This is a genomic window from Variovorax sp. ISS6, assembly GCF_056523145.1.
This window is the reverse complement of sequence record NZ_JAWRZC010000001.1, coordinates 3780080-3803599: the sequence shown is the minus strand read 5'-3', so window position 1 is coordinate 3803599 and position 23520 is coordinate 3780080. Positions and strand designations below refer to the sequence as shown.

16 protein-coding genes are annotated in these 23520 nt (G+C 66.2%); 4 read left to right on the top strand and 12 right to left on the bottom strand.

From position 1 onward, the window contains the following. Positions 1 to 37: 37 nt before the first annotated feature. The 7 genes from AC1HIL_RS17620 to AC1HIL_RS17590 form a co-directional block, all read right to left on the bottom strand. Positions 38 to 553 (bottom strand): hypothetical protein, encoded by a 516-nt coding sequence (locus AC1HIL_RS17620; protein ID WP_479672340.1) that lies wholly within the window; start codon positions 551 to 553, stop codon positions 38 to 40. 8 nt (positions 554 to 561) lie between these two features. Beyond that, a complete protein-coding gene (locus AC1HIL_RS17615) occupies positions 562 to 1113 on the bottom strand; it encodes a glycoside hydrolase family protein (RefSeq protein ID WP_479672339.1) in 552 nt (183 codons plus the stop codon). Further along, positions 1113 to 1382, bottom strand: a complete 270-nt coding sequence (locus AC1HIL_RS17610) for a holin (protein ID WP_479672338.1) — start codon at positions 1380 to 1382, stop codon at positions 1113 to 1115. The genes AC1HIL_RS17615 and AC1HIL_RS17610 overlap by 1 nt, the downstream gene beginning before the upstream one ends. A gap of 55 nt (positions 1383 to 1437) precedes the next feature. Further along, the gene (locus AC1HIL_RS17605; RefSeq protein WP_057590328.1) at positions 1438 to 1776 is read right to left on the bottom strand and encodes a phage fiber-tail adaptor protein; all 339 of its coding nucleotides are present in this window, start codon (positions 1774 to 1776) and stop codon (positions 1438 to 1440) included. Between the two features lie 9 nt (positions 1777 to 1785). Continuing rightward, positions 1786 to 3081, bottom strand: coding sequence for an SPRY domain-containing protein (locus tag AC1HIL_RS17600; RefSeq protein ID WP_479672337.1), 1296 nt, complete (start codon positions 3079 to 3081; stop codon positions 1786 to 1788). Between the two features lie 123 nt (positions 3082 to 3204). Then, a complete protein-coding gene (locus tag AC1HIL_RS17595; protein WP_479672336.1) occupies positions 3205 to 4602 on the bottom strand; it encodes an SGNH/GDSL hydrolase family protein in 1398 nt (465 codons plus the stop codon). 3 nt (positions 4603 to 4605) lie between these two features. Continuing rightward, complete coding sequence (locus AC1HIL_RS17590) at positions 4606 to 5007, bottom strand: hypothetical protein (protein ID WP_479672335.1); 402 nt, start codon at positions 5005 to 5007, stop codon at positions 4606 to 4608. A gap of 212 nt (positions 5008 to 5219) precedes the next feature. On the opposite strand from AC1HIL_RS17590, the gene AC1HIL_RS17585 reads away from it, so the two are divergent. Beyond that, positions 5220 to 5840 (top strand): HEPN domain-containing protein, encoded by a 621-nt coding sequence (locus AC1HIL_RS17585; protein WP_479672334.1) that lies wholly within the window; start codon positions 5220 to 5222, stop codon positions 5838 to 5840. 50 nt (positions 5841 to 5890) lie between these two features. On the opposite strand, the gene AC1HIL_RS17580 is transcribed toward AC1HIL_RS17585, so the two are convergent. Then, positions 5891 to 15157: a PLxRFG domain-containing protein gene (locus tag AC1HIL_RS17580; RefSeq protein ID WP_479672769.1), complete on the bottom strand. Its 9267-nt coding sequence runs from the start codon at positions 15155 to 15157 to the stop codon at positions 5891 to 5893. A 300-nt stretch (positions 15158 to 15457) separates the two neighbouring features. On the opposite strand from AC1HIL_RS17580, the gene AC1HIL_RS17575 reads away from it, so the two are divergent. Next, positions 15458 to 15688 carry a hypothetical protein gene (locus AC1HIL_RS17575; protein WP_479672332.1) on the top strand — a complete coding sequence of 77 codons (231 nt, stop codon included), beginning with the start codon at positions 15458 to 15460 and terminating at the stop codon, positions 15686 to 15688. Position 15689: 1 nt separating this feature from the next. On the opposite strand, the gene AC1HIL_RS17570 is transcribed toward AC1HIL_RS17575, so the two are convergent. Next, positions 15690 to 15980, bottom strand: a complete 291-nt coding sequence (locus AC1HIL_RS17570; RefSeq protein ID WP_479672331.1) for a hypothetical protein — start codon at positions 15978 to 15980, stop codon at positions 15690 to 15692. A gap of 124 nt (positions 15981 to 16104) precedes the next feature. Between AC1HIL_RS17570 and AC1HIL_RS17565 the strand changes: the two genes are divergently transcribed. Then, positions 16105 to 16608: a hypothetical protein gene (locus AC1HIL_RS17565; protein WP_479672330.1), complete on the top strand. Its 504-nt coding sequence runs from the start codon at positions 16105 to 16107 to the stop codon at positions 16606 to 16608. 22 nt (positions 16609 to 16630) lie between these two features. Here AC1HIL_RS17565 and AC1HIL_RS17560 read toward each other — a convergent pair whose 3' ends face one another. Then, entirely contained in the window at positions 16631 to 18529 is a 1899-nt protein-coding gene (locus AC1HIL_RS17560; protein ID WP_479672329.1) for a hypothetical protein, read from the bottom strand. A gap of 302 nt (positions 18530 to 18831) precedes the next feature. Between AC1HIL_RS17560 and AC1HIL_RS17555 the strand changes: the two genes are divergently transcribed. Beyond that, positions 18832 to 20610: an AIPR family protein gene (locus AC1HIL_RS17555; RefSeq protein ID WP_479672328.1), complete on the top strand. Its 1779-nt coding sequence runs from the start codon at positions 18832 to 18834 to the stop codon at positions 20608 to 20610. Between the two features lie 34 nt (positions 20611 to 20644). On the opposite strand, the gene AC1HIL_RS17550 is transcribed toward AC1HIL_RS17555, so the two are convergent. Both AC1HIL_RS17550 and AC1HIL_RS17545 read right to left on the bottom strand, forming a co-directional pair. Beyond that, complete coding sequence (locus AC1HIL_RS17550; RefSeq protein WP_479672327.1) at positions 20645 to 21682, bottom strand: hypothetical protein; 1038 nt, start codon at positions 21680 to 21682, stop codon at positions 20645 to 20647. Between the two features lie 2 nt (positions 21683 to 21684). Beyond that, positions 21685 to 23520, bottom strand: coding sequence for a hypothetical protein (locus AC1HIL_RS17545; protein WP_479672326.1), 1836 nt, complete (start codon positions 23518 to 23520; stop codon positions 21685 to 21687).

The following is a 23520-nucleotide window of genomic DNA, read 5'->3' as shown; positions in this document are numbered from 1 at the left end:
CCGCAGGCGACAGGCATTCGCCGCTAGCCCAGCATCGTCATTTGTGGATCAGTTCTGCGCGGCACGACACATAGGCAGCGCTCATCGTCTCGATTTCAGTCAGGGCGTCTGCAAGGCGTCCAGCACCAGCCTCCGATAAAAGCCCACTGGCCGCGCCGGCGTCTGCTGCACCAGCGTCGGTACCGGCGGCAGCTGCACCTGCCGCGCCTCCACCACCACCCCCGGCATCGCGGGTGCAGTCGCGCACCCGGACAACGACAGGAGCGCTGCGCTGGCGACGATCGTCAGCAGCGATTTGTGTGACAGCAGTTGCATCAGTCTTCTCCTGCGCCTGGTGGCGCTTGTCGAGTTCGGCTTGCTTGGCATCGCGCTCGCGGGTGCGCTGCTCGAGCAGCTGGGCGGCGGCGCGGTTCGTCGCGACCACCGCCGCGTTCTGGACCTGTAGCGCCAGGCCGGAGGTCTTGGCCAGAGCCCGGTAGTGCCAGGTCGACAGGCCCAGCACGCCGGCCAGCGCCACCAGTGCGAGCAGCAGGTAATTGCGGATGTCGGGCATCGCAGCACCTACTGCGCGGCAACGCAGGCGCTGTGCCGCACCTGCTGGCGCAGCCAGACGCCCTTGCAGCCCTTCGGGCCCCAGTTCTTCGGGAGCGCGCAATCCCGGCCCGCCTGGAAGCGGTAGCGCAGGAGCGCTTCGCACGCGGCACCCGGCCGGCCGGCCAGCAGCTCGCGGCGCATGGTCGAGTTCGACCATTTGGGCATCCCGTACTGGCCCACGAAGTCCAGGTAGAGGTCGAACTCCTCCTGGGTCATCTGCACGCCGGGCAGCGAGGCGGCGAAGCGTCGTTCCTCGGCGCGATTCAGGTTGCGTGCCAGCTCTTCGGCGCGCCGGCGCGTGATCGGGGGATCTGCCAGCGTCACGCGCCGGCCGTCCTCGTAGCGGGTCGAGCCGTGCCCGATCGTGGGCACATCGCCCTGAGTGGGGACGTAGGGCTTCAGCACTTCGACGCCATCCGGCCGCACCGCAACCGGCCCGGTGCCTTCGCTCGAGACCCACACCGCAAAGCCGGCCGCCGAGAGGGTGAGCGTGGCTACAGCGACGCGCAGGCCCTTCATCACCCTTCCTCCCCGAGCTCGCCGAGGTCGGTGTCCGAACACATGCCGCGGCGCAGGCGCGCTACCCGCAGCTCGTGTTCGACGGCCTGGCGCCGGTTGGCCTCGCGCTTGTAGTACCACGCGAGCACCAGGCCGCCAACGGCGACCACGGCACCCACCAAGCCGAAGAACTCGTTTGAGAGGAACCAACCGACGCCGGTCATGCCCACGCCGGTGGCGGTCGCTTTGCCGCCCACTGCGGCCAGGGTGTCGATGGTTTCGTTTCGCATGCCCCCGATGATTTCGGCGCACGGCGGCGCCGTCGAACCCTAGAGGGGGAGCGAATCAACGATCCACGATCTCCACGAACACGGACCGGTCGTCGATCCGTGCGGGGACGTTGGTGGTGGTGATGCGACAGGTCACCCGCAACTTGTTGGCTCCGCTGGCAGGCTTGATGCCGCCTTTCAACCAGACGGTCGCAGTCGTGCCGTCGAAACCCTGATCGACGATGGTCAGCGAGGGGTCCACGATGAATTCGACCGAGGCGATGGCTTCGCCCGGATTCAGGGCGAGCCACTGGGTCCAGTCGAACGGATAGTCGAGCGTCGCGTCCGGGTCTTTTTGGATGACGCGGTCGCCATAGCGATCGATGACGTAGGTGGTGGGCTTCTGGGTGGCCATGACAATCTTTCAATCGGAGAAGGCGGCACGACGGCCTTCTGGAACCACGAAGGCCTCGCGTGCTTCGGGCTGCACGAGCATCTCGCGCGCTTCCGCGCCGATGGCAAATCGCCTCGTCTCGGGAATCACAACGACCGTGCGCTCATTGCGCTCGAAGAGGTAGCTGCGGCGGACAAGCGCGACCTGGGAGATGCCGTCCAGGATCTGGATGCCCACCAGCCGGCGGACAGTATCGGCAACGGTTCCGGCAGCGAACTGTGCGACGGCGGACAGGGTCTGCTGGGCCTGTGCACTAGCGATGGCGATGGCCGTGGCCGCGCTCGTTGCGGCGTCCAGGCTCTGTGCGCCCGCGGCGCGCGCAAGCACTTGACCATCCGCGTTCTGCCCCACTCCGTCGAGCACCTGCGCTGCGCACGCCTTGGCGATCGCTATCGCAGTAGCGGCCTGGGCCGTGGCCTCAAGCGCCTGGGATGCAGAGAAGGCCGCCGTGGCGCCAGAAACAACCGCGGCGGCTGCCTGCGTCACACCCGCGAGCATTTGGACCGCGCTTGCCTGAACCCGAACCGTCGTGCCTGCAGTTTGCGAGACGTTCGCCAGGGTCTGGACGCCTGATACAGCGACTATCTGAACTACTGCACCAACCTGGGAGACGGCCTCGAGGGTCTGGGCGGCCCCGAACGCACGAACTGAGGGCATGCCAGCCGTAGCATTCTGCGAGATGCCATCAAGGGTCTGACCCGCACTCGCACCGACGTAGACCGGACGCCACTCCGACGCGCCCGCGATGGGGAACGCGAAGTTGAGACCGGAGATCTTGGCCGTCATCCCGGAGACGCCGCCACCACCCGAACCGTACATCGGGTACAGCGGCGCACCGTTGAAATTTGTCAGGGTCCGCGTCAGCGCGGACTGAAGCGTGCCATTGACGTAGAACCTGAGCTGGTTGGCGGGGTAGTCCACGACCACGCCTACTACCTGCGGCGTTTGCCAAGTGAAGCCACCTGAAGCAACTTGAGCGCCATTGGTCCACACCGAGCCATCTGCGCGGTAGCCGGTCGCACGACTGCCGTCCGTGTTCGCGCCGGGTCCACCGGCCGTGATGGCTGCAAGGGTACCGACGCCGATGTAAGCGGAGGTGCTGGACTGGCGGTTGGCGACAACCTCGAACTGGTAGACGCCGTCGGCCTTACCAATGGCTGCACGGCCGCCGCCCGCGACACCGACCGTCAGGGTCTGGCGGTCTGAGGAAACAGTCGCTGGGCCACCCACGTCGGCGGGGTTCCACAGCAGGATGCGCGTGTCCACACGCGCGGCCTGTGATACGGCGCTCAGGGTCTGAGCTGCCGCGGCCGTGTTGGCCGATGGCCGACGGCCAACTGCCGCGAGTGGAGTGGCGCCGAACGGGCGAGAGCCAAGCATGAAGGCCTCTTAGAGCCCTGCCGCGCGCAGCAGGCCGTACAAGTCGGTTGCCATCGCGTCCGACCCCGTCGCGTTCGGGTGCAAGTTGTCGTAGGCGTAGCCCTTGTCGATCGCCCGCGCGAAGGAACGGCCAAACACCCGGCGGCTATCGTAGAAGAACCAGCCGTAGTCCGCGGCGAGATTCCTCAGCGAAGCCGCCAGCGCGTCGTAGTAGCTATCGTTCGTGGCGGCCGCGCTCGCAGGGAAGCCGAGGCACAGGCAGCCTCCCGACGTCACGGAAATGGCCTTGACGAAGGCCTCCAACGCCGCGTAGTAGGTGTTGCCGGCGGTCTTGGAGTTCGCATCGTTGATGGTGCAGTAGACGATGGTGAAGTCCGGTGCCATCGCGGCCAGCGAGTTTCGATACGACCAAGGGTCTGACGTACCGTTGATGTCTGCCACCTTGGCACCGCTCCAGCCGCCGGCAAGCATCACCGGTGCGCTCGATCCGTCGAAGGTCTCGATCCCGGCCACGAAGACGTTGCCGGTCGCGCCCCCACCAATACCGATCACATGCGTCCCGGCGCTCACGGTGTAGTCCTTCGAGGTGAAGGCGTTCGAACCGACCTCCGAGAAGGTATCCACCAGCGACCCGTCGACGTAGACCGTGGTCGCAGTATTGCCCACAGACGAGATCGGGTGCCAGATGCGGAACTTGCTGAACGCCGCGGCAGGCGAGAAGGTGAGACGCCCTGCAGGCGCCGCGGTGGACTTCATGAATCGGCCGCCGAACACGTTGGGCGCGGTGTCGCCCGCCCACCCCGAGCCCAACGTGATGCGCGAATCGTAGCCCACCACAGTGCCACCGGCGCCAAGCACGTTCTGCTCGCCGAAGAAGCTCTCGACCTGAAACCCGGCCAGGGTCGCGAGTTTGCGCGCCATGCACGTCAAAGCCGCGCCGGTCAGACCGTTTGTACCGGTCCCGGTGCCCTGCCCCGCGACGTTGCTGTCCCCGCAGAAGGCCAGGCGCGCCGGGCTGCTCGCGCCGCGCGCCTTGGCCGCGGTCCACTTCGACATGCTGCCGGGAACGAAGGTTGGGTCCAACAGCTGCAGCCTGCCGGCGGTTGCGGTCAGCCCAATGCGTCGCGCTCCCGGCGCCCAGTTCACCGCAGCGCCGCCGTTACTGCTGGCCTCGATGCTGGTGCGCGCGAGCGTGTTGCCAGTGCCCCAGGTGTAAACCCCGACCTCCCAGCCTCCGTTCGGCACGCCGCTTCCGTCAACATCCTCGACGAAGCAACGCACGACGTCGCCGTTCGCGCAAACCGCCGAGAACGCACGGAAGCCCGCGATCGCACCCGCGAGCGTGTACGCGCCTGCGCCCGTTGTCGTGCTGGTCTCGTAGACCCGATCGGCCGTGATCTCGACCATGACTCAGGCATTGCCCTCGGTGATCGTCCAGCCCGTGATCTGCACGGTCTGGCTGGCTGCGATCGACGTGTTGTCCACGGTGAGGTCGCCACCACCGCCCGTCGCGCTCACGCTTCCTTGCATGTGGCACGTCGTGCCAGCGCTGTCCTTGAAGCGATAGTGGGCCGCCGTGCCGTTGCCCACGGCCGTCGCGCTGATCGGGGTGCCTAGCGTCAGCACGCCAGCGGCCTGGCTCGCCCAGTCGGACGCCAGCGCGAACTCAGCGAGGAGCGTACCGGTGTCGGCTGCAGCGCAGTTGGCCGGTTGGGCGCCGGTGCGGATCTGCACTTTCGGCGTCGTGCCGATGCTTGTCTCGATCTGGGCGCTGCGGGCATTCCGCAGCGCCACGCTCATCTGGATGGTCATAAAGAAGGCTCCTAGGGTGCAGCGATGCTGCCCACGCCACCCCTGCAGGTCGAACCCTAGAGGGGGCCGAACTTGAATCTGGCAGAGCGGAACCGTTGAGTCTTAAGTATCGATGGCCGAAGCTTATTCGACCCAAAGTTGCAGCTCGCGCTTCGCACCAACTCTGCCTTACAGCATACTCGTGTCTCCACAACAACTCGCGCGAGGAGAGGATGACTTCCAAAGCCTTAAGTAACTTATCCGATCGACTAAAAGATATCGATCAGCTTATTAATGCCCACCAAGCAATTACCAAAATAAACAATGCGGAAATAGCCGCACAGAATGCCGGCGGACAACTTGCCCAAGTTGCGCAAGTCGTCCATGCACTTGTCACGACACCTGGAAGGGGCAAGCCCAAAGAAGTTGACGCCATCAACCGCGCAGCCTTCGTGCTATCTACGGCGCACTTCCAAGGGTTCGTTGAGGAGTTGCACACGGAGCTTGGCCTTATCGTTCTCGCTGGAAAGGCCGCGGATCCCGACGCTGTCATCAAGTTGGTAAGACCGCCTCGGTCGAATCCACATGTCAATGTGATAAACCAAATGTTCGCCGGGATAGGCATCTACGAACCAATGGATTCCATTCGTTGGCAGAATTGTGACAACAAAACTGTTCAGTCTAGGCTCAAGGGTTACCTGGAAATCCGGAACAAAATTGCTCACGGAAAAAAGGAGCCAATCACCAAAGCCAAAGTAACTCAGCTAAAGCAGTTTGTTGAGCTTTTGGCGGAAAAACTGGATGAGAGGGTGTGCGTCATAGCCCAGAAAAACTTTGGGAGAAAGCCTTGGTGAAGGAGCTTCGGGCTTAGGGCTTGTCAACGCCCCAACTTTGCTAGCCGACCTTAGTCTGCACGGGCCTTTGCGAGGTCATCGCGCATCTGGATGCGCATTGCACGCGGCGCCGTGTCCGCGATGCGCTGGTCCTTCGACTTTTGCATCTCGCGCACGCGACGCATGATGTCTGGCACCCGGATGAGCATCGGCTGGTCGGGATTCTTCGCGTTCCAGTCCGCGATCTCCTCGCGTGCCGCGCGCACCTTCGCATCGTCCTTCTCGAAGATGCCCGCGGCCCACTGCGCGCGGATCTCCTGGGCGCGCAAGTTGTAGAAGCCCTTCGCCTGCTGGTTGAGGGCGTTCGCTTCCTGGATGGTGGCCACGCTCTGCGGCTGGAACCCGATCGCCTTCAGCGCTGCCTCGAGGTGGCTGGTCTCCAGCACCTTGTAGCCCTTGGCGTCGCGGTACATGCCAGTGGCAGCCATGTCCACGCCCTTCGCCGCGTTGCGTACAGCCGTGGGTGCCACTTCCAGCGCGCCAGCGCCGACGTCGCCCTTCGCCACACCAAGCGCGCCGGAGAAGATGCGGCTTGCGAAGTCGCCGGCCGGGCCCGCGACCTCGAGCACGTCGCGCGTGTGGCTGGTCTTCTGCTGCAGCAGCCCGGTGCCAGGGATCAGATTGCCCATGCCCAGGCGGCCGGACACGTCGAGCGGCGCGCCCGGCAGGCCGCTCACGCCCTTGTCGAGGAAGTCGGCGATGCCCTTCGGCAACATCGCCTCGAGCACTTCCTGGCGCGCCTTCTTCGCCGAGAAGTTGTAGCCCAGCAGTTGCGCGAGCGCGTCGGCCACGTCCTCGGCATCCTCGGCGAACGGCAGGCCGCCCGAGCCGCCCATCAGCATCAGCATGCCGAGCGCCAGCAGCGCGGCGCGCTTCCCTTCGGGCCCACCCTGCGTGTACATGCGGTGCAGCAGCTCGAGATAGGCGATGGAGTAGGTCTTGAAGGTCATGAGCGTGCCGCCGACGGCGCCGCGGCCCCACTGCATCTTCGAGGCCTTTGAGTAGACGAACTGCGTCTCGCGCACCGCGCGGCTTGCGAACGCGGCCGGGTCAGCCTCCCCGCGATCGCGCGCCACGCGGTAGGCGGCGATGAATGTGATCCGGCGGTTCACCTGCTCGGCCGCGCCAAAGACCTTGCCCCATGCGAGCGACAGCCGCGCCAGCGCGTTCTGCCCGGCGGCGCGTGCGTCGCCCAACCGCGTGCCGTCGCCGGCGCGTAGCGAGCCCGAGCCGCGGGCCTGCGCCATGAGCTGGTGCACCTCCTGCGGTGCGACGACACCCTCGTCTTCGGCGGTCTTGAGCGCCTTGGCGAGGTCGGGCTCGAACTCGAAGCCCTTCGTGCTCATGTTCTTCGCGGCAATGCCCAGCGCCGCGGCCGCCTTGCGCGCGCCGCCAAACTGGCTGAGCCACGGAAACGTCACAGCGGCCGGCTGCGTCATGTTCACGAACGCCGAAGCGATCGAGCCGCCGAGGTACTGCGCGAACAGCAAGCCGCGCACGGCCTGGGCCTCCTCCTGCGGGTTCTTCACGTACTCGGCCAGGCGGACGGCAACGTCTTTCAGCTCGCCCTGCTCCTTCGGGATCGCGTTCACGGCCTCGCCCAGGTCGCCCATGTTGAGGCCGGCGGCGGTCTGCCGCGCGTTGCTGTAGATGAAGCTGGCAAGCACGCGGCCCACGTCCTCGCTGAAGCCGGCGATGCCCTTGCGATGGATCAGGCGGCGCATGGCGCTGCGGTTGGTCTTCGTGAGCTTCAGGTACTCCTGGAAGGCCTGGTCCTGCGCGCGATCGCCCGTCGAGTCGAGGCCCAGCGCGTTGCCGAACAGCTCGAGCGTCTCGGGCGTGACGCCGGCGAACATCTTGAAGGCCTCCTCCGACAGCGTGCCTTGGCTGACCGCGGCCTCGCCAAACTCGCCGCGCATGCGCGCCGCCATCGTGTTGGCCTCGCGCGCGGTCTCGAACAGGCCGAAGTACTGCCGCTCGCCCTTGGCGTCGACGACGTCGACCGAGTAGCGGCCGAAGCGCGACAGCGGCGCGTAGCCGCGCGCCTGCAGGTCGCGCACCTTGTCGGCCCGATCCATGATGCCGTTCGCGGTGTTCATCAGCAGCGTTGCGCGGTCGGGCTGGTCGCCGGCCAGCTGCGCCAGGTGATCGCGGATCAGCACTGCCGCCGCCTGCGCGTCCGGCGCGTCCATCACCATCGTGCGCAGGCCCTTCGCATCGTCGCCGGCGAAGCGCAGCATGTCGGCGCGCGCCATGGTGTCGAGGCTGCGGTCCGTCGCCTCGCGGAATTCGCGGTACAGCGCCACCTGGTCGTCCGTCAGCTGGAACATGCTGCGCAGCTCGGCATCGCTCCAGACCACGCCCGGCTGCAGCATGCGCGACTCGTACCGCGAAGCCACCGCCTTCTCGTAGGACTCGAGGGGCATGCCCTGCCAGGCCTTGAGCATGCGCTCGTCCAGCATGCCGTTGCGCAGCAGGCGCTGCGCCTTCTGCTCGGAGGTAAGGCCGGCCGCGGCATCGATCAGGGTCTGCACCTGCACGGGGGCGCCCTGTTCGTCGCGTGCCCACGTCAGCGTGCCCTCGAATACCGGCTTGGCCACCGCGGTGTTGTCGGCCGCAGAGATCGGCGACTTCTTGATGTCGCGCCACGTCTCCAGCTTCGGCAGCAGCTTGGGCGCCAGCTCGGCCGCGTCGGTGGCGTAGTGGCTCACGTCGTCGACGAAGCCTTGCGCCGCATCGAAGACGGGCTTGAATGCCGGCGAGCGCTCGGCCAGGTTGTACATGGTGCCGATGGTCTTGTGCCACCAGCTGAGCCGGCCCGGCGCCGAGAACGTCTTGTTCAGTTCGGCGGCCGCGGTGCGCGCGTACTCGCCGACCGTCGAGCGGCTGAACATGATGTCGAGGTTCGAGTCGTCGAAGGTCCCGGCATTGCCACTGGCGCTCTTGATCTGTCCGGGCTTGAAGACGATGAACTCGCGCCCGCCGTCCTTGTGGTTCACGATGATTCCGTCATAGCCGCGGCTGACGAGTTCCTGTCGGACATAGTCGTCGTCCATTTCTGCGCCAGGCTGCTCCATGACGTGGTTGACCACCTCGAGCGGCGCGGGGTTTTTGAGCGACAGATAGACGTCCAGCACGCGGCCGCCCTCTCCCTGCGCATAGCCTTCGGCGGCCGGCTTCTGATCCGTGAAGTAGAACCCGTTGCCCCAGTCGGCATTGCCATCCCCCTCCCCGAGGAACTCGTTGCTGAAGGCCGTGAACTGCGCCGTGGTGCCATGGAACACCTCGAGCGGCGCGCCCTGAGCGTCCACTACCTTGCTGTCGCCGAACCACGCGCGGAAGGCGGCCGTCGAGGTCTGGTCGGTGCTCGTGGGCTCGCCCGGGGCCGGGTTGACGCTGTAGATGCGATCCAGGACACTACGGATTGCTCCGGCATCCGCTCTGGTCTGCACCCCAGCTCCGGCTGCACCTGCACCAGCCTCGACGGCGGGCTGCCGGAGCTTCTCTCTCAGGACTACCTCGTGCACGTACATGCGCTTGGCATTCGAGTCCGCTTTCACCAGCACCACTTCCACCATGTCGCGATCGCCGATGCGCACCGGTGCGGCGACGTGGTAAACCATGCCTGCGTCGCGCGCGCCCTCCATCGCCTCCGCGTGGATGATCTTGCCGTTCTTCAGCACGTCAGGCACCGCAGCGAAGGCCGTGGCCTTGTCCCGGCCGATGCCGTGGAATAGGCTGCTCTTCACAGCCTGGCGATCGAGCGACACGAGGCCGATGCCAGGCACCTCCACCAGTGCATTGCCCGTCGTCGCGTAGTGCTTGGTCACCTTCTCGGTGATCGGCACGCCATCCGGCGCGAACTCCTTCCCGGTCATCTGCGCCACCGGCGCGCCGTCGAGGAAGGCGCGGCTCTCGGCGTCCGGGTCGACGCCTTCGGCCCTGCTGAACGCGAGCCCGGCGCGCGGCACCGCGGCGCCGGCGCTGCGCTCCACGAACGCGCGCGCCGGCAGGATGAAGTTCCGGATGATCTCGTCGTCGGTGAGGCGCAGCCGTCGGAATCCGGGCACGTTCTCGCGCAACCAGGTGCGGATGGCGGCCACCGCGCGCCGCACGAAGTGCAGCTCGGGCGTGTTCTGCGCCATCTCGGCCAGCACCTCCTCTGCCGCTGCGCGCCGGTCCAGCTTGTTCACGCCGCGCAGGCCGTATTCGCGCACTTTCGCGTCGACCTCGGCGCGGCGCATCGTCGCGATCTGGTTCAGCACGCCGTCCAGCTGCTTGCCGAAGGTGCCGCGCAGCCCATGGTGGCCCAGCACCTCGTGGTAGAGCACGCGGGCCGCGTCCTCGGGCGTGCCCAGCCGGGACGCCATCAGGTAGGCCTTGCCGCGGTAGTAGAAGCCTTCCGGCGCGCCGCGGGCACCGCCGCTGCGCTGGCGCAGATCCGCGCGGCGCGCGGCCTCTGGCACGGCAGCGTCGTTCATGTCGAAGGCCACCACGATGTCCGGCGCATTGCCCCAGGCGCTGCGGATCGCGTCGACCGTCTTCCGCACGATGGCCACGGCCTGCGTGCGCGCCTGCGGCGAGTAGGTCCGGCGGGACAACGCGCGCATGGCGTCGGCCGCCGCGGGCGACATGCCGGCGAGCCCGTCGTCCGCGCGGCGGAACAGCGCGGTGTTGCCGTTCTCTCCGGCGCGTGTCTCGATCGTCGCGGCGAGCTGGTCGAACGCCTCGTTGATTCGAGCCCGCTCGAGGCCGGCTGGGTACTGCACGCCGGATTCGACGCCGTGCACCAGGTAGTCGGAGCGAGCACCCATCGCCTTGATGCGATCGAACACCCAGGACTCGAAGGCGCGCGCGAACATCTCGGTCGGGCGCGTCCAGTAGCTCTCCTTCCCCTCCTTGATGCCGAGCGACGACTCGTAGTAGCTGCTCTCCTTGCGGCCCTGCCGCACCGCATCGGGCGGTAGACCCAGGGCCTCGTTCAAGCCCTCGCGCGCCGACTCGACGCCTCGGCTGTAGATCCGCTTCAAGTCTTCATCGGTGGTGCCGGCCAGGCGCGCCTGCGCGCGCTCCAGCGTCAGTTCGGCTTCGCGCACCAGCGCCGCGCGATCGAGCTGCTCGCGGTAGATGGTGCTCATGACCCGATCGAACGCGCTGGCGAGCTCCGGACGCAGGTTCGCGAGCCGACCGCGGCGGCCGGAAGACTGCGGGGTGCCGTCGTACCTGCCCTGCTCGTACCAGCCGCTCGCGCCGCGCGCCTTTCCCTGATAGGCATCGCCCTGCTCGAGCTCGCCGAAGTAGTGATCCAGCGCATGCGCCCACTCGTGCGCCAGGCTGCCGCCGCCGCGAATCTTGGTCATGTTGATGACCAGCCGGCCGGGCTCGTAGTGCGCGGCGAAGCGGCCGCCACCGCGCGCGCCGAAGGCCAGGCCCATGGTGCCGTTCAGGCTCATTGCCGAAGGCGGTACGCCCATGATCTGTGCGAGGTCGCTCAGGCCGTCGTAGGCCATGTTGATGATGCGCTGGCGCTCGTCCTGCGCGCTCCAGTTGCCGAACTCGATGCCGCGGAAACCGAAGTCGCGAATGAAGTCGTCCGGCGTGGCATCGCGGTCCAGGCGCTGCGGCAGGCCCGTGCGCTGCAGCACGTCGAGGTGCGGCCGCTCGGGCTCCTTGCCGCGGGTCGCGCTGGCCAGCTCGGACTCATAGAGGCGCCGCGCCGCCGCCTCGGCGTCCGCGCGCGTCATCGCGTAGGCCAGCGTGCGCCCGCCGATCTGCCGCCGGACCTCGAAGTAGGAGCCTGCGACTTGCTCGGCGGTCAGCGGCGTGCCCGCCTCCGCAGATTGCTCGAGCGTGAGCTCGCGCCCGCGAGGCGTGAGCGACTTGCCGCTGGATTCCCGAACGCCGAAGCGCCTGGCCCACGGTTCGCCCTTCGCGGGGAACCCGTCGGCCATCATCTTGCGCACGCGCATCAGGTCGGAGTGGTCTAGCACGAACGGATCGCTGCGCCCCTTGTAGACCGAGAATAGCGTGGCGCGCGCCTCGCGCCGATGCGCGGCCAGGTCCTCGATCCCCTCGGCGTTGCGCCGCGCGCGATCGCTGCTCGTTGCGCCAAGACCATCGGTCCACTGCAGATGGTCGAACAGAAGGCGCTCCTTCGCGCCGGCGATGTTCTCCGGGGTGAGCTCGCTGTACACCGCGCGCACCGCCTGCATCATGCGCACGTAGCGGCGGCGGCCGGCCGGCGTGTTGTCCTTCGGCTGGGCCGCGAGGCGGTCGTAGACCACCTTTGCCGATGCCGCGGTCACGGGGTTCATGCCGCCGCCGACCAGCGCCGACCAGTCGGGCTTCCAGATGTTCGCCTTCGTGGCGAGTTCGGCTCCTTCGGCCTCGCTCATCTCGTTCAGGTCGGACACGTTCAGGCCGCGCTCCTTCCAACGGTCCTTGCGCGCGCCGCCGATCTTCTCGCCAGCGTCCTGGATGCTCTCGGCGGGCGCAGCCGCTGACGCGCGCGGCGGGCGCTTTTTCTCGGGCTCCTTCGCCGCAACTGGTCGTCCCGACTGGAAGGCCAAGCCAGAAGGACTGTGCATCTCTCGGAGAACGCGCTGCGCCTTGTACTCGCTGGCATAGCCCGGCGGCGTCATCAGAAGCACCTGCACCCGATCGCCTTCCAGATCGCGATGGAACTCATCGACCTCGTCGCGGGTCGCGTCACGTACTGCGATGCCGCCAGAGCGTGGCACCACCACGCGCAGCGATCCGTCAGCAGCCATCTGGAAGTCCTGGCCCGCCACCACGCGCAGCGTGGGATACAAGACCCGGCCCCCTGCCTCGCTGGAGACCACACCACCACTGGCCCGCTGGATCGCCTTCCAGACAGCATCGGCGCTCTCGCCGAGACGCGGCTTTCCCGGCCGACTGGGCGGCGGCGGGGAGGCCTGCGGCGCCGGCGCGGGGACAGGGGCTGGCGCCGAAGCGTCGTCCATCGTCGAGCTGGGGAACTCCCGCGCGGCCTCCAGCAGTTGGTCGATCGGCGCATCCAGGCGGATCGTGCGCACGTCCTCGCCCTTGTCCCGCGCGGCAAGCCACTGGTGGTGGCCATCGAGCACGTGGCCATCGCTGGACACCATGATCGCGCGATCGCCACCGGTGAACTCGCTGGCCCGCTGCACGCGCTCGGGGCTGAACTCCGCCTGGGTCGGCTTGAGGCTGTCGGCCGGCACCGTCTCTTCGGCGTGCGCGATGCCGCGAGCATTCATGAAGTTGACCATCGCACCGCGGTGCTCGGCGCGGATCTGCGGCATCTGCGCGCGCGGCACGCCCTTCGTTCCAGAGTCCGCCGCGAAGGTCGCCCATTCGCCATCCGCCAGGCGGCCCGATTGCTTGGCGGCCGGCAGCGGCTCACGCGGTTCGGGGCGCGCAGTTGGGACGGTCGGCGCGGCCGGCGCCGTGCTGGCGGCGGTCTTCTGCTTTACCACGAAGCGCCGGTTCTCCGGCACCACTTCGTGCGTGCCGTCCAGGCCGTTCTCGCTCACGAAGGCTTCCGCCTTGCCCTGCGACAGGAACCATGCCTTGCCGTCCTCGACACGCTGCAGCGCCTTCTCGCGCCGCGCCGTCGACACTGCCCTGCCCTCGACGCTGGGAACTGGAGCTCCGGCCGGGGCCGCTGCCGCTGCCGGTGCTGCTGGCGCTGGCGCCTTTGCGCGCCGGCCGCGCGCCCGCGCAATGCCGTCCTGCACGCTCGTCGGCGCCTCCGACGCCGGCGCGGTCGTGGCCGGCGTGACCGGCGCCGCTACTGCTTGCGCTGGCTCGGCTTGTCCTTGTTGGACTGGAGCTGCAGCAGCAGCCGGTCGCGCGCCTTCGGCGACATCTGCCTCAGGCGCAGCAGCGCCGCCAGCACGTTCTTCCGGGCCCGTGGCTCCGCGGGCAACTTGAATGGCATTTGCGATCTCCTGGTCGTTCGCGCCAAGGGCGCGGAGGAATTGTTCATCGGTGACGTTGCGGCCGCCGAAGTCGGGCACGTCGTCCGCGAGCGCGGCGGCGATGTGCCCCTCGGTCTCACGGTCGAGCGCGCGGAAGTAGTCGTCGTAGAGCGCGCGATCGCGCTCGTCGAGGTCGGAGTAGTCGAGCACCGGCGGCGCCGCGCGGTTGGCGGCCGTGGCCTGCTCCTGCTCGGCCAGCGCCGCGGCGTCGGCCTGGCGTTGCGCGTCCTGCAGCAGTTGGCCGTGCGCGCCGGAATCCACCGCGATCGCCGCGCCGGTGGAGAGCGGGCCCGCGGCGGGATCGATACCCATGGCCTGCGACGGCAGCGGTGCCGCGCGCGCGGCAGGCGCGCCAGCTGGTGTCTCGATGGTCGGGGCCGACGGCTGCGGCGACAGCCCCATGAGGCGCGCGCGCTCGGCGGCGCGCTGGTTTTCCGGCAGTCGCGCGAGGTAGGCGTCGACCTCGGCCTGCCGGCCGACGGTTCCGTCGGGGAACGCGACCAGCGTGTCCGGCTCGTAGCCGAGCTGCAGCGGGTCAGGAGCGGGTGCGAGTGCGGGCGCCGGTGTCGCCGCCGCTGGCTCGCCGCGCGCGCCGACGCCGTGCACCAGCGCCGCGCCGCCGCCCATCGCGCCGCCAGCCAGCAGGCCCTGCGCCGCGGAGGCCCCGACGCCCTCGCCCACGGTCTTGTCGAGCGCGAGGTTCTGCAGCGCCTGCTCGGCCATCGACTGCGGCACCTCCTCGAGCACGCCTTCGGACAGCACGCCCTCGCCCATCTGGCGCGCCAGCGAGCGCTGCGAGGCAGGGCCCGCGCCACGGATCGCTCCTTGCGCCAGCATGGTGTCGGCGTCGCCGACGCCGAGGCGCTGCGACACCTTGCCGCCGAGCACGCCAAACGCGCCGGTAGTCAAACCGGACGCCGCGGTCAGCGCCACTTGCTTCGGCGTGAGTAGGCCATCCGCCGTCTCCTGGCGGACCTGCTCTGCCTGCGAGCCAGCACCCAGCACGCCCTCGCCGATGGCCCCGGCGATCGCTGGCGCGACCTTCGCGCCCGTGGCCAGCACGCCGCGCGCAACGCCGGCGCCGCCGAGCATCTGCGGGATCGACTCGCCCACGCTGGTTGCGATCGTGCTCGGGTTCTCGAGCATCGCCTGGGCCGTGCCCACGAAGCCGTCGGTCTCGGCCACCTTCTGGTTGGCGGCCTTCTGCGCGTCGGAGTACTGGGCAGCGAGGAAGGCCTGCGTGTCCTTGAACCGCACGCCGGCATCCTCGACCGCCTTGCCGGCCTGGCCGCCAGTCACGAGAATCCGCGAGGCCGACCACGCTCTGCGGCAGACCCACGGCGCCCTTCAGCGCGGTGATGCCGACGTCCTTGGCAACGTCGATTGCGGTTCTCTTCGGGCTTTCAGGCGGGTCGAGTTCACCCGCGAATGGCTTGAGGTTTCGCGAGGGTGTGTCGAGCTGCCCATTGAAGGGCTTAAGGTCGGTTGCCATTCCCCCATCCTCTGCACGAGGGAGGGGGTAGTCGAGCCCTAGAGGGGGCCGCCCCTCGCGGGGTAGAGTCCGGTCACCACAACAGGACCCCGCAAGGGGCGGACGAAATGAACATCAACCATCTCACCGAACACATTCGGCGCGTCGAGATTGAATTGAAGGCGACGCAGGTAGCGCTCCGGGGGACGCGCGCGCTATTGTTCGCAGCATTGGAGCAATTGCAACAGCGCGGTCAATTCGATCCGAAGACACTGCAACTGCCTGAGGAAGCGCAAGAGAGCAAGAAGCTGCGTGAGTGGCTTGAGCGGGTAACCCAACTCGACACCCCAGCCTCGTAGTTCAAACGTCGCTTTCGCACCGCTCCATCGGGTCGGTGCGAGCCGAGGCCTTGTTCGGCACGGCCCCGCAGTACACGCAGGCCCGATAGTCTGCTCCGTAAAAGCTTGGCGCCACTCCGAAGACGTGTCCAGTCGAGCGCAAGCATGCGGCCTGCACCCGCTCGCGCTCCGCCTTGATTGCCTCGTCTTCGGCGCGCATGCGCTCTTTCACAAAGGCCCGCGTGCGCTCGCGCACCGAGGCCGCTGCGTCAACGATCTCTTGAGGCGTCAGGGAGTGGGTATTGATGTTCATCGCACCAGTCTTCCGCTGACGCACAGCCGAGTCGAACCCTACGGGGGGCCAGCACCGTCGAGCGGGGATTTACCAGTAGGCGATGGAAATCGAATCAGCTAGCCTTTCGTCAGGAGGACTTTTCGTGAAAGACACTGAACTACGCGGCATCTTGCTGCAGGATTTGTACGACCACCGTAGCAACCCAAACTACAAGCCAGTCGGTAGCAAACTTGCACCCCCAGTCATTGATGGTGATTTAGTGCGAGTGCTTGAGCAATTGGAGAGGCATGGTCTTGCCGATGTTCATTTTATTGACTCCATAGGTGGCCCTCGAGAAGTTCTTCGGGCGCGCATTTCTGCAAACGGAGTTGACGTCATCGAGGACGGCTCCGACCCAGGAATTAAGATCGAACTCGTACAGAATCACACATACAACATTAGCAATTCAACCAACGTCGCAATCGGCAATAACAACGAGCAGGTCGTGAAGAACAGCGTAGACGAGCTGCTGAAGCTGATCGAGGCCAGTAGCGGAACGAAAGAGGAAAAGGCGGAAGCGAAGGGTCTGCTGAGACGGTTCCTCGAACATCCCTTGCTTACTTCCGTCGCCGGCGGCGTCATCGGGGCCGCCGGAAGCTTGCTCTAATCTCGAGCGTGCCTCCGGATCCTCAGGCACCAATGAACCGGCGACCCTGGGCATCTTCGTAGACCGGTTTCCCGCTCGATGTGCCGACTTGACGCACCATCCCCGGGGGCAACGCCACCCCGCCCTGCCCTTGATCCAGCCGCCGCACTTCGCCAGTCGCCGAGTTGACCGCCGCCAGCACGCCTTCCGTCTTGTTGCCCGATGCGTCGGTGCTGCCCTGCAGCGCCACCGGCTTCCACTCGCCTCCTGCGACCTTGCCCTGCATCGCGAGCAGCCCTTGCTGGGCGCGTGCTCGTTCCGACACCGAGGTCTTCGGATCCAGCACGATGCGGCGCAGCGCGGCCTCGTCCTCCGCAGCTGCGACCTGCGTGTCGCGCAGCCGGTTGGCGCCGGCCACCTCCTCGCGCCGGATCGAGTTGGTGTCGGCCGCGCGCCGGTCCTCGGCCGCGATGCGCTCGGCCTGCAGCCGCGCGGCGGCCGCCTCGCGCTGGGCCGCGCTCTGGAACCCCAGACCCGCGCGTTGCGTATCGGCTGCCTGGCGCCCGGCCTCGAGCTCTGCCTGCTGGCGGTTCTGCACCGGGATGGCGGCCGCCGCCACGGCGCCCTGGTCGGACTGGAAGCCGCGCCGCGGGCTCCACGCGCCGCGCGCGGCTGCCGTGCGCAGGTCGGCCTGGTCGAACATGGCCTGCGCTGCCGCCGGCCCGGGGTTGTTGATCACCGTGAGCCCGCCGACCGGCACCGACGCATTGAACGCGCGCAGGTTCGCAGCTTGGGCGTTGGCATCCTCGAGGCTTCCGGCGGCGGGCCCGCTGCGCGCCGTCGGGCCGAATCCACCAGGTGCTGGGACGCTGCTATCCGCAAGCTGCGCAGCCGCTGCTGGCTGCGGCACCGGCGCTGCAGTGGGCGGCGGTGCGACGACTGCGGGCGTCGCGGGCGCCGGGGCTGTAGCGGGTGCGGGAGCCGGCGCGCTGATGCCGAAGACGGGGGGCACACCTTGGCGCGCCGCCTCGGCGCCGGCGGCACGGTCGCGTGCGTCCTGATCGAAGCGCGCAACCACGCGAGACTGCTGCTCGTCGGTCAGCGGGTAGCCACTGAACCGGAGCGAGGCGTCGTTCGCTGCGGTCACCGCGTCAGCAGCGGGCCGCGCCGGCGGCGGATTGATCGCGCCACGGCCGGCACCAGCTGCCGACGGCGCGCCAAAGCCCGCCAGCTGCTGCGCCTGCGGGCTCGGCGGCAGGGAGGGCGTCAGCATCGGCAGCGGTGCCGGGATGCTCGCGCCGAGATCCCTGCTGCCGGCGCTGGCAGCCGCCGGGCGCGGCGCGCCGAGCTGCGTGACGCTCGAGTCGCGCGCGGCTGCCGCGGCGTCGCCGAAGCTGTTCGCGCGCCGGCGTGCCTCTTCGTCCACCAGTCCGCCGTTGGCGTAGCCGCGCGGCCGGAAGCCCAGACCGGGGCCTGCGGCAGCCGGTGCTTCGGGCGCGGGCCGCCCCGAGAAGCCGCCCACGAACCGCACTGCGTGGGTCGCTACCGGCGCTGCGCCTGCTGCTGGTGCAGGCGCCGCACCGTCGATCGTGCTGACCGTCCCGCCCGGCGCCGCGCCGTTGATGCTCACCGACCCCGTGACGTTGCCGCCGCTGTAGACGTTCCCTTTGCGCGTCACCATCCCGCCGTCGGCGAAGAACATCGCCTCCGACGCGCTGCCCGGCCCGAAGCCAGGGCCATCGCCCACCTGCTCGTGCGTCGCGTTCTTCAGCGCGTCGAGCGCCTGCACGCCGACGGCGTGAACCTGCTCGGGCGGCAGCCGGTATTCGCCGTTGCTCAGCCGCACATCGACACCCTCGCGCGCGCTGCGTGGGCTGAAGCCGCGCGCGCCCATGTCGCCGAGCTCCGCCTCTCCGATCTGCTTCGTCGAGTCGGCCGGCATGATGTAGCTGCCTTCCTCTACTACCCGCCTTATGGAGTCAGAAGTTCCATTGCCGGCCCCTTTGATTAGTCCCGCTTTCTCGCCTTGAATGTTCGGCTCCGGATTACGGCTCGGAGACCTGCGGGCAAAGTGCGGCTGAGAAGGCATAGTTATATCTGCGACTGTTGTGGCGCAATGATTGCGGCGCAGATCGATGCTTGAAAGCCCTACAGGGGTGAAAACCCTTTCCCCTCGACGCATCACAGTCCGCCCATCGGATGCGTAATTGTGATACAAAGTTACAAACATCACCGATTCTGATCATGCACATAATTTTAAAGAGCCATGTCGATGCAGTCGCCAAAGACTTCGAATACGAGAATCTAGAGGCGAGCAAGCAGTTTGAACGATTCTGCAATTACTGCCTTGTATCAAAGCACTTTTTCGGAAGATTTGACCCTTCGATTGTCACAACAGACGAAGATGATGCCTCGATAGATGGCCTCGCAATCATCATCGATGGAGATTTAATTACAACGGTTGACGACGCAACAGAAGTATTTAAAACTCACAAGACCAATCTATCGGTTGAAATTGTATTTTCCCAAGTAAAAAGTGGCGAATCATTTCGCAAGGAAGAAATCGCCAACTTCAAGATCGGCATCGAGGATTTCTTATCTCTCACACCGAAGCTGCCCAACGGAAAATTCAACAAAGAAAATATAAAAATCCTTCAAGTCGTGCTTGCAAACTTGAAAAAGGTTCGCAACCGTCGACCAAACTGCAGCGTCTATTATTGCACGTCAGGGGTATACACCGCTGAACGAGAAATTCAAGCCGCATTAGATATTATCGAACGATATCTAACGGCCACAGAATTTTTCTTCTCGGTATCCGTTAATCCGCTGGGCAGAAGCGAATTGATTCGATACTACGGCGAGCTATCAGAAAAGAATGAAGCCAAACTGCAACTAATAGATTATTTTGGAATGCCTGCAATGCCCGGCATCCCACAATCTTACGTTGCTGTAGTAAATGCGAAGAATTTCGTTAATGCTCTGCTCGAAGATAATGAGGGAAACCTAAAAGAGGCCGTTTTTGAGGAGAATGTTCGATCTTTTTTAGGCAATAAAAATGAAGTGAACGAAGCAATACAAGATACTTTGAAGGATGGTCAAAAAAAATCACTCTTCTCAGTTCTCAACAATGGCATAACAATCGTCGCTCCCGAACTGACCCTCACTCCGAATACCAAAGAACTTCACCTTACAAACTATCAAATAATTAATGGGTGCCAAACTAGTAGCACTCTGCATGAGAACAAGCTGCTTTTAACCGAATCAGTAAATGTCGTCGCGAAATTCATTGAATCTCCAGAGAACGATGCTTCCAGCGATATCATCGCCGCAACAAACAGTCAATCAGGAATTCCGAAAGAAGCTTTTTTTGGCCTACGCGACAAGGCGAAGTTGGTGCAAAAGTATTTTAAGGCGCAGAACGCCCTAACCCCTCAAGAGAACCACGTCCATTTTGAAAGACGGCAGGGGGAATATAAACACGCTGGCTTTCAGTCGACGCGGATATTCGATGTTCGGGAAGTTGCCCGCTGTTATGCCGCAATGTTCCTAGATGTACCGCATAATGCGGCGCGCTACGTCGCCACGATTTTCGCGGCGAATGAAGACAACCTATTTAAAGAGACCGATCATGAGTCTTATTATTACGCCGCCTGCCTCACCCTATATAAATACCAGACGCTAATCAACGGCAAGAAAAGTGGCGCGCAAAATTACGTCAAGGTGCGCTGGCACATAATTCAATTGTTCAAATGGCTCTCAGCAGGATCAATTGAAACACCTGCTCCAAACTCAAAAAAGGCAGAAGGATACTCGGCAAAGTTGATTGCGTCGCTCAATTCGGACAATCGGAATTACATAAAAACCTTCGACAAGTGCCAAAGGATAATTGACTCCGTGGGCTTTCCCACCGACGACGAACTTAAACGCGGCAAGTATTCCAGCGAGCTGATGTCAGCAGCACGCGAGCAGTTGAGTGGACGGTCGCATCCCATTCGAAGAACACGTCCGTCGAAAAAACCTTGAGTAACCCCTATCCACCATTTGGGCCGCCGACAAGCTAGCTAGAAGTGCTGTCACTGCCGCTGATGCTCGCGCTCGTGTTGATTGCGTTGAGCCCTGCGGCCGACTGCGTGCCGAACATCTGAGCGCCGGCTATCGTGGCGCGCACCCTGGCATCGACGGACCCCATGGTCGCTCGGATGTTCGCCTCCTCTCCGCGCATCTTCAGGTCCGCATCGGCGATCGCCAGCCGCACGCGCGGCTCAAGCGCCGCGGTCTCGGCGCTGTACATCTGGACCAGCGCACGCGCGAGGTCTGTGCGCAGGCCCGAGAGGCCGGTGGCCAGCTTCATCGCCGTCTCGGGCCCAAGGACCAGCGTGCGGATGTAGTTGCCCGCGGCATCGAGCGCGACCTGGCGCTGGCTCAGCAGTGCGTTCACCGCGAAGCGGATGTTCTCGAGCTCCTGATCCCACGACTTCACCATGATGTCGCGGCTCGCGGTGGCCAGCTGCTTCATGCCGTCCAGCCGGATCTGATTCACCTGGCTGGTCAGGGCGCCCGGCGGCAGCGGAAAGCCGCGGTCGGCCCAGGAAGCCATGGCCTCGTCCTCCGCGCGCGCCACCTCCGCGCCGACGCGCGCGCGGTCGCGCTCGAACAGCTGTTGCTCGACGGCCGGGTTGATGCCGGTACCTCCCTCGCGCACCGCGCGATCGCACCAGGTGATGGCGTCCTCGTAGAACTCGGGGTGCGGGAAGTGCTCGGCGATGAAGTCGGCCATGCCCTGCTGGATCATGGCCAGGATCTGGTCGCGCGAAGCGTCGTAGAGCGCCTGGGCGTTGGCCGGGTCCTCGTCGGGCAGCTGCGGCTTCACCGGCGGAACGTAGCTGGTGTCCAGGCCCGGCACCGTCACGTGCGGCGCGGGGTCGGCCAGCGCCACCGCCGCGCCGATGCGCGCATCGCCGGCCGACGACATCGTCTGCGCGTTCTTCCACATCGCGTTGAAGGTGCGCGCGACCGTGACGGCCGCGCCGACTCCGCCGCTGACGGGATCAGGGATGGGGACGATCTCGCCCGGTCCAGGTGGTGTGACTGCCATGTTCAAATCTTCCGCTTGAGGTCTGCGACCCGGAACAGCACCGAGTCGATTTCGAAGTCGGCGCCGTCCTTGTTGAACAGCTCGACCGTGTGGTAGCTGGCGCTCAGGCCGCGCCCGACCTCCACGCGCCGCTGCTTGAGGTCCGGGCCGAAGCCGCGGGCCTTGTAGATGAACGCGCGCCCCTCGGCGATCACCTTCACGTACAGCTCGGCCTCGCCGGCCATGCCGACGTAGGCCTCGCTGATCGTCTTCAGCGCCTTGGTCCCGAAGTCCAGCTTCCCGAGGCTGATCGAGGCCTCGATCGGCTCACCGGCATCGTCGTCGCCGGCCAGCTCGAACAACCCGAAGTCGCTGGCGCCGTAGAAGCGATCGCCGATGCGCGCGAAGCTGTTGTAGTCGTAGTTCGAGTAGGTGGTGCTGGCGTTCGAGTCGAGGTTCACCACCCACACCTGGGTATCGCCGCCGGCGCCCGGGTCTCCCGGCCCGCCGGGTCCGCCGGGCCCACCGCGCGTGCCCAGCTCCGAGCCGGCTCGCGCCGCGGCCTTCATCGCGGCCTCGACCACGGCGCTCAGCGCCAGCGCCGAGCCGACGCCCAGCTGCTCGACCATCTCGGCCGACAGCAGGATCTCGGGTAGCAGGTCCGCCGCCACCACCACGCCGCCCTGCATGGTGACGACCAATAGGTTCAGCGCCTGCAGCGCGGTGGCCACGCCGGTAAGGCTCGACATGGAAGCCTGGAAGTTGTCCTCGTAGGCCAGCAGCATGCCGCCCAGCGGCTCGAGAACGCCGCGCAGCTCGCCGTAGGCGTGATCGGCTGCGAGCATCTCCATGCGCGGCAGCTCGGCGTCGAGCGTGGCGGTCTCGCCCACCAGCACGCTCCCGCCGAATGCGAGCGGCGGCAGCGAGAAGTTGCCGACGGCATAGGAGGGAGTGATCAGGCCGGCCTCGCCGGCGAAGAGCAGCGCCGGCAGGTCCGCGCGCAGCTCCGCATAGGCGCCGGTGGCCGCAAACATCGTCAGCGGCTCCAGCTCGGCGTCCAGCGTCGCGGTGCCCGGCGTCAGGTCCGGCGGGCTGACCTGCACCAGCTGCGGATCGAACACCTTGTCGTCGCCCGAGTAGAGCGAGGCCTCGAGCCAGCCCGCGGCCATCGGCACGCCCGTGCTGACCTCCAGCACCTCCTCGCCGTCCTTGAAGAAGGTGACCACCGGCTCGTCGTCGCTTCCCGAACGCTCGATACGAAACACCGTCGCGTCCGAGTAGGTGCCCACGCCCACCCCCATCACGCCGTTGCGGATGGTCCAGGCCACGCCCTGGGCGCAGTAGAAGCCGAAGTCGATGGTGTTGCCGTTGTAGCCGGCGTCGACCCCGTCGTAGAAGTTGATCCCGCAGATGACGCCGACCACCGACTGGCCGACCTTGAACTCGACGAAGCCGTCGCCCTTGAACTCTGCGATGGACCGCGCGCCAGCGTTCCACCCCAGGTTGTAGCCGGTCTCGAAGGTGGAACCCGCCGCGTAGGAGAAACCGGGCACGTAGGGCTGGGCCGGGACCGCGGGATAGTTGATGGCCACCAGCTCGTTCGTGCACGCCCAGACCCCCACCTCCGCGCCGGCACCGCCGCCGATGACGTTGTCGGGCACGAACGTGCCCGTCACCTGGCCCGTCGACGGGTCGTAGGTGTAGAAGTAGCGGCCGGGCCCGCTGTACCGGAACATGCACACGCGCCGGGTCTCGAAGACCGTGCGCGCGGGCTGCGGCGGCCGGTATGGCTTCGCTGGGACATGCTCGTAGCTGACGTTCTCGACGATGACCGTGTTCTTGGTGAGCGTGTTCGCCAT